10 protein-coding genes are annotated in these 16,148 nt (G+C 70.7%); 6 read left to right on the top strand and 4 right to left on the bottom strand.

Annotated elements, in window-relative coordinates:
- Positions 1-170: 170 nt before the first annotated feature.
- The gene (locus VJ693_RS04850; protein ID WP_324152343.1) at positions 171-2,261 is read left to right on the top strand and encodes a DUF6600 domain-containing protein; all 2,091 of its coding nucleotides are present in this window, start codon (positions 171-173) and stop codon (positions 2,259-2,261) included.
- A gap of 23 nt (positions 2,262-2,284) precedes the next feature.
- Here VJ693_RS04850 and VJ693_RS04845 read toward each other — a convergent pair whose 3' ends face one another.
- Positions 2,285-3,745, bottom strand: coding sequence for an FAD-binding oxidoreductase (locus tag VJ693_RS04845; RefSeq protein WP_324152342.1), 1,461 nt, complete (start codon positions 3,743-3,745; stop codon positions 2,285-2,287).
- A gap of 68 nt (positions 3,746-3,813) precedes the next feature.
- Between VJ693_RS04845 and VJ693_RS04840 the strand changes: the two genes are divergently transcribed.
- Positions 3,814-4,515, top strand: coding sequence for a winged helix-turn-helix transcriptional regulator (locus VJ693_RS04840; protein ID WP_324152341.1), 702 nt, complete (start codon positions 3,814-3,816; stop codon positions 4,513-4,515).
- 73 nt (positions 4,516-4,588) lie between these two features.
- On the opposite strand, the gene phaP is transcribed toward VJ693_RS04840, so the two are convergent.
- Positions 4,589-5,128 (bottom strand): TIGR01841 family phasin, encoded by a 540-nt coding sequence (gene phaP, locus VJ693_RS04835; RefSeq protein WP_324152340.1) that lies wholly within the window; start codon positions 5,126-5,128, stop codon positions 4,589-4,591.
- A 140-nt stretch (positions 5,129-5,268) separates the two neighbouring features.
- A complete protein-coding gene (uvrA, locus tag VJ693_RS04830) occupies positions 5,269-10,905 on the bottom strand; it encodes an excinuclease ABC subunit UvrA (protein ID WP_324152339.1) in 5,637 nt (1,878 codons plus the stop codon).
- Between the two features lie 174 nt (positions 10,906-11,079).
- Here uvrA and VJ693_RS04825 point away from each other — a divergent pair, with 174 nt between their 5' ends.
- Entirely contained in the window at positions 11,080-12,189 is a 1,110-nt protein-coding gene (locus tag VJ693_RS04825; protein ID WP_324152338.1) for an ABC transporter substrate-binding protein, read from the top strand.
- Positions 12,190-12,343: 154 nt separating this feature from the next.
- On the opposite strand, the gene VJ693_RS04820 is transcribed toward VJ693_RS04825, so the two are convergent.
- Complete coding sequence (locus tag VJ693_RS04820; protein WP_324152337.1) at positions 12,344-13,276, bottom strand: carbohydrate kinase; 933 nt, start codon at positions 13,274-13,276, stop codon at positions 12,344-12,346.
- A gap of 210 nt (positions 13,277-13,486) precedes the next feature.
- Between VJ693_RS04820 and VJ693_RS04815 the strand changes: the two genes are divergently transcribed.
- The 3 genes from VJ693_RS04815 to VJ693_RS04805 all read left to right on the top strand — a co-directional run.
- On the top strand, positions 13,487-14,506 hold the full coding sequence (locus VJ693_RS04815) for a sugar ABC transporter substrate-binding protein (RefSeq protein ID WP_414652229.1): 1,020 nt from the start codon (positions 13,487-13,489) through the stop codon (positions 14,504-14,506).
- 11 nt (positions 14,507-14,517) lie between these two features.
- Complete coding sequence (locus VJ693_RS04810) at positions 14,518-15,489, top strand: ABC transporter permease (RefSeq protein WP_324152335.1); 972 nt, start codon at positions 14,518-14,520, stop codon at positions 15,487-15,489.
- Position 15,490: 1 nt separating this feature from the next.
- Positions 15,491-16,148: ATP-binding cassette domain-containing protein (locus VJ693_RS04805; RefSeq protein ID WP_324152334.1), on the top strand; the 658-nt coding region annotated here is incomplete at its 3' end.

Below are 16,148 nucleotides of genomic sequence, written 5' to 3'. Positions count from 1 at the left end.
GGCCCAGGGATGCCGGGGCATGGCGGTGTGGTGCATGCCGTGCTTGTAGCCCGGCGGGCCACGGATGGTCTGTGCGCTGACGAACAGACGCCTTGCGCCACGCCCGGCAGGCTGCGCTTCAGGCCGGGCACGCGCCTTGCCCGATTCCCGAAGGCAACCCAGGAGGCTTCATGGAGCTGCACACCAACGTCTTTCGCCGCCTGGCCGTCCTCTCGGTCGGCCTGGCCCTGGCCGTCTTCTGCAACGCCGTGGCTGCCGACCCGCCCGGCCGCGTGGCGCGGCTGGCCTACATCAGCGGCGCGGTCAGCTTCTCGCCGGCCGGCGAAGAGGATTGGGACGAGGCCACGATCAACCGGCCGCTGTCCCCGGGCGATCGCCTGTGGGCCGACACCGGCGCGCGCACCGAGCTGCAACTCGGCGGCACGATGGTTCGCCTGGGCGATGCCACCGCGATCTCGCTGTTGAACCTGGACGACGACATCGCCCAGGTGCAGCTGACGGAAGGCCGCCTCGACGTGCGCGTGCGGCGCCTGGAGCCGGGGCAGTCGGTCGAGATCGACACGCCGCACCTGGCCTTCACCCTGCGCCAGCCCGGCGCCTACCGGATCGACGTGGAGCCCGACGGCGCCGCGACGACCATCCGCATGCGCGACGGCGAAGGCGAGGTCACCGGCGAGGGCGGCGCCTACCTCGTGCAGGCGCCCCAGATCCGGCGCTTCGTCGGCGACGCGATCCCCGACGACGCCTACGCCGGCGTCGCCCAGCCGCCCGACGACTTCGACCGCTGGGCCATCGAGCGCGATCGTCGGGCGCAGCAATCGCTGTCGGCGCGCTATGTCTCGCCCGACGTGATCGGCTACGAGGACCTCGACGACGAGGGCAGCTGGTCCGTCGAGGCCAGTTACGGCAACGTCTGGTACCCGCGGCGCGTCGCCGTCGACTGGGCGCCTTACCGCCAGGGCCACTGGACCTGGATCGACCCGTGGGGATGGACCTGGGTCGACGATGCCCCCTGGGGCTTCGCCGTCTCGCACTACGGCCGCTGGGCCCACATCCGCGGCCGCTGGGGCTGGATCCCCGGGCCGGTGCGCACCCGCGCCTACTACGCGCCGGCGCTGGTGGTGTTCATCGGCGGGCCGAACTTCAGCCTGAGCATCTCGGCCGGCGGCAGTGGCGGCATCGCCTGGTTCCCGCTCGGCCCGCGCGAGGTCTACCGGCCGGCCTACCGGGTCAGCCCGCGCTACTTCGAGCAGGTCAACGTGAGCAACACGGTGATCAACAAGACCGTGATCCAGAACACCTACGTGACCAAGGTGACGAACATCACCAACGTCACCTACGTGAACCGGCGGGTGCCGGGCGCGGTGGTCGCGGTGCCCAACACCGCCTTCGCGCAATCGCAGTCGGTCGCCAAGGTGGTCATCAAGCCGTCGAAGGAAGTGATCGAAGGGCGCACCGTGGTCACCGCGGCCCCGGTGGCCCCGACCGAGAAGAGCGTGCGCGGCACCGCCCTCAAGGGCCACGAGCCGCCGCCGCGCGCCTTCGCCCGCACGGTGGTGGCGCGCACCGCGCCGCCGCCGCCGAAACCCAGCTTCGCCGTGCAGCGCGAACGGCTGGCCGCGCAGCCCGGCCAACCGCTGGACGACGAGCAACGCCAGGACCTGCGGGCGGCCAGCAGCCGCGGTGGCGCCTCGGCGCCGGCGGAAAAGGCCGCGCCGCCGGCACCGGCCGTGAAGGTGGTGGGTGCCAAGACACCGGCGCCCGCCCCGGCAGCAGCGCGCGAGCCGGCCCGCGCCGAGGGCCGTGCCAGCCAGCCTGGCGCGGAGCCTCCCGCACGGCCCCGCGCGCAGTCGCCTGCCAGCGCCCCTCGCGAGGCGCGCGCGAGCGAGCCGACGGCAGCGCCCGAGCCTCGCGAGGCGCCGAAGGTCCGCAAGGCCGTGCCGACCGCCAAGGTGCCCTCGCCGGCCCAGGAGGCGGGCAGCGCGGTGCGCGAGCGACCTGAGGTGGCACCGCCAACGTCGACCCCGGCGGCCCGGCCGCCACGCCCGGCCGCTTCGGCCGCCGAGCGCCGCCCGCCGGCCGCTGAACGGCGCCCGCCAACAGCGGAACGGCAGCCGCCCGCGGCGGCCGAGGGTCGCGCCCCGGCACCATCACCCGAGTCACGCCAGGCCGAACGCGCCCAGCGTCGTGCCGAGAAGGCATCGGCGGCGGCCGAGAAGGCCAGCGAGCCGCGCCGCCAGCGCAACGCGGACGGAGGCTGACCCCCGAGGGCTTGCCTCGCCGCTCAGGCCGTGACCGGCTTGGTGTGGTTGAACAAACCCTCCGGGTCGAAGCGCTGCTTCAGCGCCGCCAGCCGGTCCAGCGTGAGCTGGCCATAGGCGGCCTGGATGCGGTCGGCGCCCTCTTCCTCGGTGAGGAAGTTGATGTAGGTGCCGCCGGTCGAGCAGCTGCGCGTGGCCTCGAAGGCGGCACGTGCCCAGGCGATGTTGGCCGCGTCGTCCGCGGGCTTGTCCCAGGAACCGGCGATGTTCAGCACGTAGGCTGCATCGCGATTGCCCGCCGGTGAGTGGCCGGCAGGCAACTCGTTCAGCGCGCCACCGATCTGGAACAGCAGGATCGCGGAGTGCGGCGACACGATCTTCGCCGCATGCTCGACCGCCAGGCCGGCCAGCTCGGGGCTGACGCGCGCCAGGTAGTGCGATTTCCAGTAGTAGCGCCGGCCCTTGGGCTGCGTGGCGTCGAGCAGGCTCTGCATCTGCGTGTAGGGACGGCGCGTGACGATGTCGGCCACGGGCGAGCCGAGCTGGCGCAGCGGTGCGAGCAGGGCCTCGCCTTCTTCGATGCCGCCGGTGTGGCAGATGAAGATGGCCACGATCGGCTGGCCGTGCACCTCCTTCGGCAGCCAGGGCGCCGGCGGCGCGATGCGCAGCACCGCGACGCTGGTCAGCTCGCGCGGCGCCGCGGCGCTGAACTCGCGGTAGGCATCGAGCACCTCGCGCGCGTCCTGGCCGCGCCAGGCGAGGGCGCCCCCGTAGATCTCGGGCCCGACCGGGAACAACCGGTACTCGAATGACGTCACGATGCCGAAGTTGCCCGAGCCGCCGCGCAGCGCCCAGAACAGCTCGGCGTTCTCGTCGGCCGACGCCCGCACGATCTGCCCGTCGGCCGTCACGACCTCCATGGCCACCAGGGTGTCGCAGGTCCAGCCATGCCGGCGCGTGAGGTAGCCGAAGCCGCCGCCCACCGTCAGCCCGGCGACGCCGGTGGCCGAGACGAAGCCCATCACCGCGGCCAGGCCGTGGGCCTGGGTTTCGCGGTCCAGGTCGGCCAGCGTGCAGCCGGCCTGGGCGATGGCCGTGCGGCCGGCGGCATCGACGAACACGCCGCGCAGCAGCGACATGTCGATCATCAGCCCACCTTCCGCCACGGCCAGGCCGGCGATGTTGTGGCCGCCGCCGCGCACCGACAGCAGCAGCCGGTTCGTGCGCGCGAATCGCACGGCCTGCACCACGTCCACCGTGCCGCTGCAACGCACGATCAGCCCCGGCCGGCGATCGATCATCGCGTTCCAGACCTTTCGCGTTTCGTCGTAGGCCGCGTCCTCGGCCGTCAGCACCGTGCCCTTGAAGCCGGCCTTGAAGGCCTGCAGGGCCTCGGCGGCGATCGCCACCGTGCCGCCATCCAGGCTCCTGAGTTCGAGCGCCATGGTCATCACCTCCATCGGTTCGTCGATGGGGCGCAGCATGCGCGTGACGCGCCGCGTCGACCAGTCCAGAATCTGAAGTCTTCGCGCAACGAATTAGGGGGCGCACCGTGGACGACAGCTATGGCCAGTACTGCGCCGTCGCACGCAGCGCCGAGATCCTGTGCGAACGCTGGACGCCGCTGGTCGTGCGCGAGCTGCTGTGCGGCAGCCGGCGTTTCAACGACCTGCACCGCGGCGTGCCGCGCATGTCGACCAGCCTGCTGACGCAGCGTCTGCGCCACCTCGAGCAAAGCGGCATCGTGCGGCGCCAGGCTGTCGGCAAGGTGTGGGAATACCAGCTCACCGAAGCCGGCGAAGCGCTGCGGCCGGTCGTGATGGGCCTGGGCCACTGGGGCGCGCGCTGGATCGAGGGCGGGCTGCGCGACGACGAGCTCGACCCCGGCCTGTTGATGTGGGACATGCACCGTTTCATCCACCTCGACGAACTGCCGGCGTGGCCGGTGGTGGTGCACTTTCGCTTCACCGATGCGCGACCAAGCGAGCAGCAATGGTGGCTGGTGATGGAGGAGGGCCGCGTCGACCTGTGCCTCAAGGACCCCGGCCGCGAGCTGACGCTGGTGGTCGACAGCACGGTGCGGGCGCTGACCGAGGTGTGGATCGGCGAGCGCACACCGGCCGAGGCGCAGCGGTCGGGCAAGCTGCGGGTCGACGGCCCGCCGCGCGACGCGCAGCGACTGTGGGCGTGGCTCGGCACCAGCCTGTTTGCGCCGACACGGGCGGCGGCCCGGCCGGGCGCCGACCTTGCCTGAGCCGGAGTGGCTTGCGCCGGTCGAACGACCGGGATCACGACGCGGGCGAACCGCCCACGTCGCTACCGGCGCTTCAGCCGCGCTTGGCCTTGGCGGCGGGCTTGGTGACCGACTGGGTCACGGCCGTGAAGTTCGCCTCGGCCGCTTCGGTGGCCTGGCGCGTCGCCTTCTGCAGGCTGTCGAAAGTGTTGTTCGCGGTGGCGATGGCCGACTTGAACAGGGCCATGCCGCTGCTCGCACCTTCGGGCGCGTTCTTGGTCGCGCTGTCGACCGCGGCCACGAACGACGCCTGCAACTCGGCGAGATGCTCGGCCGCGGCCTTGTCGAACTCGGCCTTGCTGGCGACGGCGATGTCGTAGACCTGCTTGCCGTAGGCGGCCGACTTCTCGGCGGCGCCTTGCACCAGGCCCGCCTGCACGCTCAGCAGCGACTGCGGGTCCTTGGCGGCCAGCACGGCCTGACTGGCCTGGGCTGCGTCATCGATGCTGGCCTTGGCGGCCTGCAGGTTGAGGGCGGTCAGTTGCTCGACGCCTTCGAAGGCCTTGGAACCGAGCCACACGAGGGCGTCCAGGTTGGCTTGTTGAGCGGCGGTGAATTCAGTGGCGTTCAGCATGGATGGCTCCAGGGAGTTGAGTGAGGGACCGAAGCAGTTTGCTGCACTGCAACATGACTACAGTCTACTCACCTCCGGGGCCAATGCAAGCAGTTTTTGCTGCACTGCAGCATTCTAGGTCCAAGCCCCTAGCGCGAGCTTCAGCGGGCCAGCACCGGCTTCAAGGCCACCCCCGTGTGCGTGCCGGCCTTGACCACCTGCTCCGGCGTCCCCGCCCAGACCACGCGCCCGCCTGCCGCGCCACCCTCGGGGCCGAGGTCGACGACCCAGTCGGCCTCGGCGATCACGTCGAGGTCGTGCTCGATCACCACCACGCTGTGGCCGCCGACGACCAGGCGGTGCAGCACGTGGATCAGCTTCTCGACGTCGGCCATGTGCAGGCCGACCGTCGGCTCGTCGAGCACGTACAGCGTGTGCGGCGGCTTCTGGCCGCGGCGGGTGACGTCGTCGCGCACCTTGCTGAGCTCGGTGACCAGCTTGATGCGTTGCGCCTCGCCGCCGCTGAGCGTCGGCGAGGGCTGGCCCAGCGTCAGGTAGCCCAGGCCCACGTCCTTCAGCAGCTGCAGCGGGTGCGCGATGCTGGGCATGCTGGCGAAGAACTCGACCGCCTCGTCGACCTCCATCGCCAGCACATCGCCGATGCTCTTGCCGCGCCAGCTGACCGCCAGCGTCTCGGCGTTGAAGCGCTGGCCGTGGCAGACGTCGCAAGGCACCTTCACGTCGGGCAGGAAGCTCATCTCGATCGTTCGCACGCCTTGCCCTTCGCAGGCCGGGCAGCGGCCCTGTCCGGTGTTGAACGAGAAGCGCGCCGCGTTGTAGCCGCGTGCCTTGGCCTCGAGCGTCTCGGTGAAGAGCTTGCGGATCTGATCCCAGAAGCCGATGTAGGTGGCAGGGCAGGAGCGCGGCGTCTTGCCGATCGGCGTCTGGTCGACCTCGAGCACGCGGTCGACCAGGCCCCAGCCCTCGAGCCCCGAGCAGCCGGCCAGGATCACCTCGCGCGGCGCGCCGCGGCCCTTGCCGGCCACCAGCGCGGCCACGTTGGCCAGCAGCACGTCGCGCGCGAGCGTGCTCTTGCCCGAGCCCGAAACGCCGGTCACGGCGACCAGGCGCTGCAGCGGGATGTCGATGTCGACCTGCCGCAGGTTGTGCAGGCTCGCGCCGCGCAGCGCGAGCTTCGGCGTCGTGGTGCCGACCGCGCGGCGCTCGAGCAGCGGGTGCTTCAGCGGCGTGGCGAGGAAGCGGCCGGTGAGCGAATCCGGATGGCTCGCGAGATCGGCGGCCGTGCCTTCGGCGATCAGCCGGCCACCGCGCTTGCCGGCGCCGGGGCCGATGTCGATGATGTGGTCGGCGCGGCGGATGGTGTCTTCGTCGTGCTCGACGACGACCAGCGTGTTGCCCTTGTCGCCCAGCTTGTGCAGCGCGTTGAGCAAGATGGCGTTATCGCGCGGATGCAGGCCGATGGTCGGCTCGTCGAGCACATAGCACACGCCCTGCAGGTTGCTGCCCAACTGCGCCGCCAGGCGGATGCGCTGCGCCTCGCCGCCCGACAGCGTGGGCGCCGCACGGTCCAGCGTCAGGTAGCCCAGGCCGACTTCCTCGAGGAACTCCAGCCGGCTGCGGATCTCGGTGATCACGTCGCGCGCGATGCCGGCCTCGCGGCCCACCAGCTCGAGCGCATTGACCCAGGCCCGCGTGTCGCGCACCGACCATTGCGCGACTTCGTGAATGCCCTTGGCACCGAAGGTCACCGCGCGTGACACCGGGTTGAGCCGTGCACCGCCGCAATCGGTGCAGGGCTCGCCGGCCACGCCTTCGACCTCGGGCTCCTCGCTCGGGAAGCTCTGCTCGCGGCCCTTGTCGTCCTTGTCACGCCGGCTGTCGTCGAAGGCCTGGCGCTGCTCGCGGGTCAGCGTGAGCCCGGTGCCGACGCAGCTGGTGCACCAGCCGTGCTTGCTGTTGTAGCTGAACATGCGCGGGTCCAGCTCGGGGTAGCTGGTGCCGCAAACCGGGCAGGCACGCTTGGTGGAGAACACCGTCACCTGCCCGATGCGGGCGGTGCTGCCGCCGGCGGCCATGGTGCCGGCCAGGCCGTCGAGCGGGTGCAGCAGATGCAGCACGCCCTTGCCGAGCTCCAGCGCCTGGCTCAGCAGGCCGCGCAGCTCGGCCTCGTTGTCGCGCCGCACGATCAGGTCGCCCACCGGCAACTCGAGCGTGTGCTCCTTGAAGCGGTCCAGCCGCGGCCACGGGTCGACGGGCAGGAACTCGCCGTCGACGCGCAGGTGCGAGTGGCCGCGCGCCTTGGCCCACTTGGCGAGGTCGGTGTAGACGCCCTTGCGGTTGACCACCAACGGCGCCAGCAGGCCCACATGCTCGCCGGCATGGTCGCGCAGCAATTGCGCGGCGATGCTCTCGGCGCTCTGCGGCATCACCGGCGCACCGTCCTTCACGCAATGCTGCAGGCCGAGCTTGACCCACAGCAGGCGCAGGAAGTGCCAGACCTCGGTGGTGGTGGCCACCGTGCTCTTGCGGCCGCCGCGCGACAGGCGCTGCTCGATCGCCACCGTCGGCGGGATTCCCCAGACCGCGTCCACCTCGGGCCGGCCGGCCGGCTGCACGATGCTGCGGGCGTAGGCGTTGAGCGATTCGAGGTAGCGGCGCTGGCCCTCGTTGAACAGGATGTCGAAGGCCAGTGTCGACTTGCCCGAGCCGGAGACGCCGGTCACCACGCTGAACTTGCCGCGCGGGATGTCGACCGACATCGACTTCAGGTTGTGCTCGCGGGCGTTGACGATGCGGATGGCGTCGTCTTCCGGCCGGTGCTCGCGGATCTTGCGGCCGAGGTAGGCGCCTTCGAGCTTCTCGCTCACGCCGAGCGCGCCGTCGTAGTCGCTCAAGGCCTTGCCGGTGTGGGAGGTGGCGTGTGCGCGCAGGTCTTCCGGCGTGCCCACGGCCACCACCTCGCCGCCGGCGTCACCGCCCTCGGGGCCGAGGTCGATCAACCAGTCGGCCGCGCGGATCACGTCGAGGTTGTGCTCGATCACCAGCAGTGAATGGCCGGCATCGAGCAGCTTGCGCAGCGCGCGCATCAGCTTGGCGATGTCGTCGAAGTGCAGCCCCGTGGTCGGCTCGTCGAAGATGAAGAGCTGGCCCTTCTTTGCCAGGGCCTGGCGCGAACCGGCCGCCGCCTCGGCCAGGTGGCCGGCGAGCTTCAGCCGCTGCGCCTCGCCGCCGGACAGCGTGGGCACCGGCTGGCCCAGGCGCACGTAGTCGAGGCCAACGTCGACGATGGGCTGCAGCGTGCGCACGACCTCGCGGTCACCCTTGAAGAGCTGCACGGCCTCGCTCACCGTCAGCTCCAGCGTGTCGGCGATGCTCAGCTGCCGATCGCCGCGCACGATCTTCACGTCCAGCATCTCGGCGCGGTAGCGGCGGCCGTCGCAATCCGGGCAGCGCAGGTACACGTCGGAGAGGAACTGCATCTCCACGTGCTCGAAGCCCGAGCCGCCGCAGGTCGGGCAGCGGCCGTCGCCGGCGTTGAAGCTGAACATGCCCGCGCCGTAGCCGCGCTGCACGGCCAGCGGCGCCTGCGCGAACAGCTTGCGGATCTCGTCGAAGGCGCCGACGTAGCTCGCCGGGTTGGAGCGCGCGGTCTTGCCGATCGGGCTCTGGTCGACGAACACCGCGCCGGAGAGGAAATCCATGCCCAGCAGGCGGTCGAACTCGCCCGGCGCCTCGGTGGCCTCGCCGAAGTGGCGGAACAGCGCGGGCACGAGCACGTCCTGCACCAGCGTCGACTTGCCGGAGCCGGAGACGCCGGTCACCACCGTCAGCCGCTGCAGCGGGAACTCGACGTCGACGTTCTTCAGGTTGTGCTCGCGCACGCCTTCGAGCAGCAGCCGCGGCGTGGCCTCGTCGACGAAGCGCTTGAAGCCCATGCCCACAGTCTTCCTCGCGCCGAGGTAGGCGCCGGTCAGCGTGTCGGCGTGGCGGGCTTCGCTCGGCGTGCCGTCGAAGACGATCTGGCCGCCGCGCTCGCCCGGGCCCGGGCCCATGTCGATCAGCCGGTCCGCCGCCAGCATCACCGCCGGGTCGTGTTCGACGACGACCAGCGTGTTGCCCGCGTCGCGCAGCCGGTGCATGGCCTCGACGATGCGGTTCATGTCGCGCGGGTGCAGGCCGATGCTGGGCTCGTCCAGCACGAACATGGTGTTGACCAGCGAGGTGCCGAGCGCGGTGGTGAGGTTGATGCGCTGCACTTCGCCGCCGGACAGCGTGCGGCTTTGCCGGTCGAGCGTCAGGTAGCCCAGGCCGACGTCGCAGAGGTATCTGATGCGCGTCCTGACCTCGTCGAGCAGCAGCTTGAGTGCCTCGTCGCGCAGCGCGTCGGGCAGCGTGAGCTGGTCGAAGAAGGTGCGCAGCCGGGTGATCGGCAGCAGCATCAGGTCGTGCAGGTTCAAACCGGGCAGGCCCTCCAACTGCGCGCGCGACCACGCGGTGCCGACCGGCATGACGCGTTTCGAAGGTGCGAGCACGCCGTCGGCTTCCTTCTTGCCGCCCAGGCGCCATAACAGTGACTCCAGCTTCAGCCGCGCGCCGCCGCACACCGTGCATGGCGTATAGCTTCTGTACTTCGACAAGAGCACCCGGATGTGCATCTTGTAGGCCTTGCTCTCGAGGTACTCGAAGAAACGGCGCACGCCGTACCACTGCTTGTTCCAGTTGCCGTTCCAGTGCGGCGAGCCTTCGATGACCCAGTCGCGCTGGGCGGGCGTGAGCTGGCTCCAGGCGGTGTCGCGCGGGATGCCGGCGTCGCCGGCGTACTTCATCAGGTCGTCCTGGCACTCCTTCCAGGCCGGCGTCTGCAACGGCTTGATCGCGCCCGAGCGCAGCGTCTTGCGCTCGTCCGGAATCACCAGGCCAAAGTCGACGCCGATCACGCGGCCGAAGCCGCGGCAGGTGTCGCAGGCACCGTAGGCCGAGTTGAACGAGAACAGCGCCGGCTGCGGGTCGCCATAGCGCAGGTCGCTCTCGGGGCAGTGCAGGCCGGTGGAGTAGCGCCACAGGTCCGGTTCGCCTTCCTCTTTCAGCGCGTAGACCGAGAGGCGCCCGCTGCCGCGCTTCAGGCCCAGCTCGATGGCTTCCATCACCCGCACGCGCTCGGCATTCGAGAAGCGGAAGCGATCGGCCACCACGTCGAGCATCTTTCGTTCGCCGACGACCCGCTCGGCCTGCACGCGGGTGAAGCCGCTGGCGGCCAGCCATTGCTCGAGTTGCTCCGCGGTCGTGTTGGCGGGCAGTTCGACCGGAAAGGTCACGACCAGCCGCGGGTCTCCGGCCGCTGCCGCTCGCTGTTGCAGGTCAGCGTGGATGGTCTCCGGCGAGTCGTGTCGCACCCGAAGCGCGGTCTGCTTGTCGAACAGCTCGCCGGCCCGCGCGAACAACAGCTTCAGGTGGTCGTTCAGCTCGGTCATCGTGCCGACCGTCGATCGGCTGGTGCGCACCGGGTTGGTCTGGTCGATGGCGATCGCCGGGGGCACGCCATCCACCTTGTCGACCGCCGGCCGGTCCATGCGGTCGAGGAACTGGCGGGCATAGGCCGAGAAGGTCTCGACGTAGCGGCGCTGGCCTTCCGCGTACAGCGTGTCGAACACCAGGCTGGACTTGCCCGAGCCCGACGGCCCGGTGACCACCGTCATCTCGCCGGTGCGAATGTCCAGGTCCAGGTTCTTCAGGTTGTGCTGGCGCGCACCGCGGATGTGGATGGTTCCGGACGACATGGAAGGTGTTCGGGCGGGGTAGAACCCGCTATGTTGGCATGGCGCCGTGCCAACTGCTGCAACGGGGGAAAGCGTGAGAAAGCTGGCACGCACGCCGGTCGGGGTGCGTGGTGCCCCTCACCCGGCCAGGCCGATGCTGCCCAGAATCGGGGGTTCGCGTCGGGAGACATATCGATGAAACAGATCGTTCGTTGGGTGGCTGCAGCAGCCTGTGCGGTGGCCAGTGCGGCCGCCATCGGTCAGATCCGCATCGGCCAGACGGCCGGCTTCACCGGCGCGGTGGCCGCCGGCGTGAAGGAAGTCAGCGTCGGCGCCAAGCTCTACATCGACGCGGTCAACAAGGCCGGCGGCGTCGGCGGCCAGCAGATCGAGCTGATCTCGCTGGACGACAAGTTCGAGCCGGCACTCGCCGCCGAGAACGCGCGCAAGCTGATCGACCAGGGCGTGGTCGCGCTGTTCCTCACCCGCGGCACGCCGCACACCCAGGCGATCATGCCGCTGCTGACGCAGTACAAGGTGCCGTTGATCGGGCCGTCCACCGGCGCGATGGCGCTGCACAGCCCGGTGCACCCCTGGCTGTTCAACGTGCGCGCCACCTACCAGCGCGAGGCCGAGCGGGCGGTGCGCCATCTGAGCCTGATCGGCATGGACCGCATCGCGCTGATCCAGGTCGACGACAGCTTCGGCGCCGACGCGGCCACCGGCGCGCTCAACGGCTTCACCGCCGTGGGCAAGCAGCCGATCGTGCACGAGAAGTTCGACCGCACGAAGCCTGACATGGCGCCAATCATCCCGAAGATCGTCAAGTCCGAGGCGCAGGCCGTGATCTTCATCGGCTCGGGCAACATGGTGGCCGACGGCGTGAAGCTGCTACGCAATGCAGGATCGCGGGCGCAAGTCGTCACGCTGTCGAACAACGCGTCCTCGGGTTTCGTCAAGTCACTCGGCGACAACGCCCGCGGCACCGTGGTCAGCCAGGTCTTCCCGTACGAGCGCTCGCTGTCGGCCCCGATCGTGAAGGAGGCCACCGAGTTCGCCCACGAGCACGGCGGCATCGAGGTGACGCCCGCGATGCTGGAGGGCTACGCCGCGGCCAAGGTGCTGGTCGAGGGCCTGAGGCGCGCCTCGCCGGGCGTCACCCGCGAGAAGCTCAAGGCCGCCCTGGAGACCTTCAAGCGCGTCGACATCGGCGGGCTGGAGGTCAGCTACAGCACCAGTGACCACAGCGGGCTCGACTACGCCGACCTGTCCATCGTGGGCGAGGACGGCAAATTCAAGCGTTGAATGAGGCCCCCACGCCCCCTCCGGGGGCTGCCCCCCGGGGGGGGCTCGCGCAGCGGACCGGCGAAGCCGGATTCGCGCACGCCACTTGATGGGGCGCGCGCGGTGCGCGGCGCCCGTTGGGTTGCGCGTTAGCGAAAGTGGTGCGGCGCTTGGGTCATGAAGGGTCGAGCTCGGCCCGGCGCGGCAGGTCGGCGCCGCGGCGGCTGCAGGTGATGGCCGCGGCGCGCGCCGCGAAGCCCAGCACTTCGGCCCAGGCCGCGTGCGGCAGCGCCCGCAGTGCGCCGGGCGCCAGGGCATCGCGCTCGGCCAGCGCGGTGAGCAGCGCGGCCTGGAAGGTGTCGCCCGCGCCGACGGTGTCCACCACCGAGACCGGCACCGGCGCCACCGCCAGCTCGCCGCCATCCAGGTAGGCGCGCGCGCCCTCGGCGCCGCGCGTCACGACCACGGCCGCGACACCGGCCGCCTGCCAGGTGGCCGCCAGCTCGGCATGTGGCACCCCGGGATACAGCAGGCCCAGGTCCTCGTCGCTGACCTTCAGCACGTCGGTGCGGGGCGCCATCCAGGCGATCGCCTCGCGCCAGCGCGCCAGCGCGGGCTCGACGTTCGTCCGCACGTTCGGGTCGTAGGCCACCAGTGCCTGGCCGTGCAGGCGCTCGACCAGCGCGCGCTGCACCGCCGCCACCGGCTCGACCACCATCGCGTACGAGCCGACGTGCAGCGCCCGCGTCGATGCCGGCACCGCGTCGGCAGCGGCCATCGGCAGCATGCGATCCGCCGCGCCTTCGCCGTAGAAGCTGTACGAGGGCACGGCGTCGGCGCCCAGCCCGACCAGGCTCAGCGTGGTCGGCGCGTCCAGCCGCTGCACCAGGCCTGCGCCGATGCCCTCGTCGGCCAGGGCCTGCATCAGCCGCTCGCCGAGGAAGCCGCGCGACACCCCGCCGAAGAAGGACACCGGCTGCCCCATCCGGGCCAGCCCCAGCGCGACGTTGAACGGCGAGCCGCCGATGCGCGCATCCAGCGCCAGCCCGGTGGGCGTGGCGCCGGCGGCAAACACGTCGAACAAGGCTTCGCCACAGACCACGAACATGAATCACTCTCCCGATAGAAGAAGGCAGACGGATGGGTGCGCAGCATGCCGCGGCCGGCCGGTCACCGGGCCTGGGGTTTTCCATTACTAAATCAACTTGATTTATTTAATACGATCCGGTCGCGCCGGCTCGGACCAGGCGCTCGCCACCCGACCCCAGTCGCCCCGGGCTGCCGCAAAGCGGCTCGGGCGCTCGAAGGAGACATGTTCATGCCCCGTCTGTCTGCCCACCCTGCCCTGCGCCTGGCGGCCGTCGCCGCCGCGTTGGGCCTTGCCGGCATCTCGGCCCGCGCCGCCGACACCCCGGTGATCGGCCTGATCACCAAGACCGAGACCAATCCCTTCTTCGTGAAGATGAAGGAAGGGGCCACCGAGGCCGCCAGGGCCCAGGGGGCCCGCCTGCTCACCGGTGCCGGCAAGACCGACGGCGACAACGCCGGCCAGGTGACGGCGATCGAGAACATGGTCGCCGCCGGCGCCAAGACCATCCTGATCACGCCGAACGACGCCAAGGCCATCTTGCCGGCGGTGAAGAAGGCGCGCGACCGGGGCGTGATGGTGATCGCGCTGGACAGCCCGACCGACCCGGCCGACGGCACCGATGCGCTGTTCGCGACCGACAACTACCAGGCCGGCGTGCTGATCGGCCAGTACGCCCGGTCGGCCCTGGGCGGCAAGCCGGCGAAGATCGTCACGCTCGACCTCCATCCAGGCCACCCGGTGGGCGCGCAGCGGCACAACGGGTTCCTCAAGGGCTTCGGCCTGGCCGCGCCCGACGCGAAGAGCAACGAGCTGGGCCGCGACCCGGCCATCGTCTGCATGGCCGACAGCTACGGCGACCGCGCCAAGGGCCAGACGGCAATGGAGAACTGCCTGCAGAAGGCGCCCGAGGTCAACGTGGTCTACACGATCAACGAGCCCGCCGCGGCAGGCGCCTACAACGCGCTCAAGCGCCTGGGCAAGGACAAGGGCGTCATCATCGTCTCGGTCGACGGCGGCTGCGAGGGCGTGGCCAACGTCGGCAAGGGCGTGATCGCCGCGACCTCGCAGCAGTACCCGCTGCGCATGGCTGCGATGGGCGTCGAGGCCGGCATCGCCTACGCGAAGAGCGGCAAGAAGGTCGGCGGCTACACCGACACCGGCGTGGCGTTGATCGCCGGCACGCCGGTGGCCGGCGTCGACAGCAAGGACGTGGCCACCGGCGCCGCGCTGTGCTGGGGCAAGAAGTGAAGGCCGCCGCCATGCGCACGCCGCTGCCCGGCCTGCACGGCCGCCTGCCGCCGCTGGGCCAGCTCGGCCCCTTCATCGCGCTGGCCCTGGCCTGCGCCTTCTTCGCCGCCAGCACCGAGCGCTTCTTCAGCGGCGAGAACCTGTCGCTGATCCTGCAGCAGGTGATGGTGGTCGGCGTGATCGCGATCGGCCAGACGCTGATCATCCTGACCGCCGGCATTGACCTGTCCTGCGGCATGGTGATGGCGCTGGGCAGCATCGTGATGACCAAGCTCGCGGTCGAGCTCGGGTTGCCGGTGCCGCTGGCCATCGCGGCCGGCATCGCGGTGACCGCCGGCTTCGGGCTGCTCAACGGGCTGCTCGTCACCCGCATCAAGTTGCCGCCCTTCATCGTCACGCTGGGCACCTTCAACATCGCCTTCGCGATCACCCAGCTGTACTCGGGCGCCCAGACCATCACCGACCTGCCCGACGCGATGACCTGGCTCGGCGGCACCTTCTCGCTGGGCGGCGCCGCCGTGTCCTACGGCACGGTGCTGATGGTCGGGCTCTACCTCGGCGTGTGGTTCTGGCTGCGCGAGACGGGGGCCGGCCGCCACGTCTACGCGGTGGGCAACAACCCCGAGGCCACCCGGCTGGTGGGCATCCCGACCGAGCGCGTGCTGCTGGGCACCTACGTGCTGGCCGGGGCGTTCTACGGCGTGGCCTCGCTGCTCGCGGTGGCACGCACCGGCGTCGGCGACCCGAACGCCGGCCAGACGGAGAACCTGGATGCGATCACCGCGGTCGTGCTGGGTGGCACCAGCCTGTTCGGCGGGCGTGGTTCGGTGCTGGGCTCGCTGGCCGGTGCGGTGGTCGTCGGCGTGCTGCGCAATGGGTTGACCTTGATGGGTGTGTCGTCGGTCTACCAGGTGCTGGTGACCGGCATCCTCGTGATCCTGGCGGTGGCAGTCGACCAGCTGTCGCGCCGCGGAGGGCGTTGAGATGAGCTCGAACCGTACCGTGCTGCAAGCCCGTGGCCTCGTGAAGCGCTACGGCCCCGTGACCGCGCTGGACGGCGCCGATTTCGACCTGCAGGCCGGCGAGATCCTCGCGGTGATCGGCGACAACGGCGCCGGCAAGTCCAGCCTGATCAAGGCGCTGTCCGGCGCCGCGCCGCCGGATGCCGGCGAGATCCGCCTCGACGGCCGTCCGATCCGCTTTCGCAGCCCGATCGACGCGCGCCGCCTGGGCATCGAGACCGTCTACCAGGACCTGGCCGTCGCCCCGGCCATGAGCATCGCCGAGAACCTGTTCCTCGGCCGCGAGCTGCGCCGCGAGGGATGGGCCGGCCGGGTGCTGCGCATGCTGGACAAGAAGAAGATGCTCGAGATCAGCATCGCCCGACTGCAGGAGCTCAAGGTCGGCATTCGCTCGATGACCCAGGCCGTCGAGACGCTGTCGGGCGGCCAGCGCCAGTGCGTCGCGGTGGCGCGCGCCGCGGCGTTCGCCGAGCACGTCGTGATCCTCGACGAGCCGACCGCGGCGCTCGGCGTCAAGGAAGGCAACATGGTGCTCGAGCTGATCCGCCGCGTGCGCGATAAGGGCCTGCCGGTGATCCTCATCTCGCACAACATGCCACACGTGTTCGAGATCGCCGACC

It is taken from the genome of Ideonella sp. (assembly GCF_035254525.1).
Classification (GTDB): domain Bacteria; phylum Pseudomonadota; class Gammaproteobacteria; order Burkholderiales; family Burkholderiaceae_C; genus Ideonella.
The sequence above is the reverse complement of the archived record's forward strand: the minus strand, read 5'-3'. Positions and strand labels throughout refer to the sequence as shown.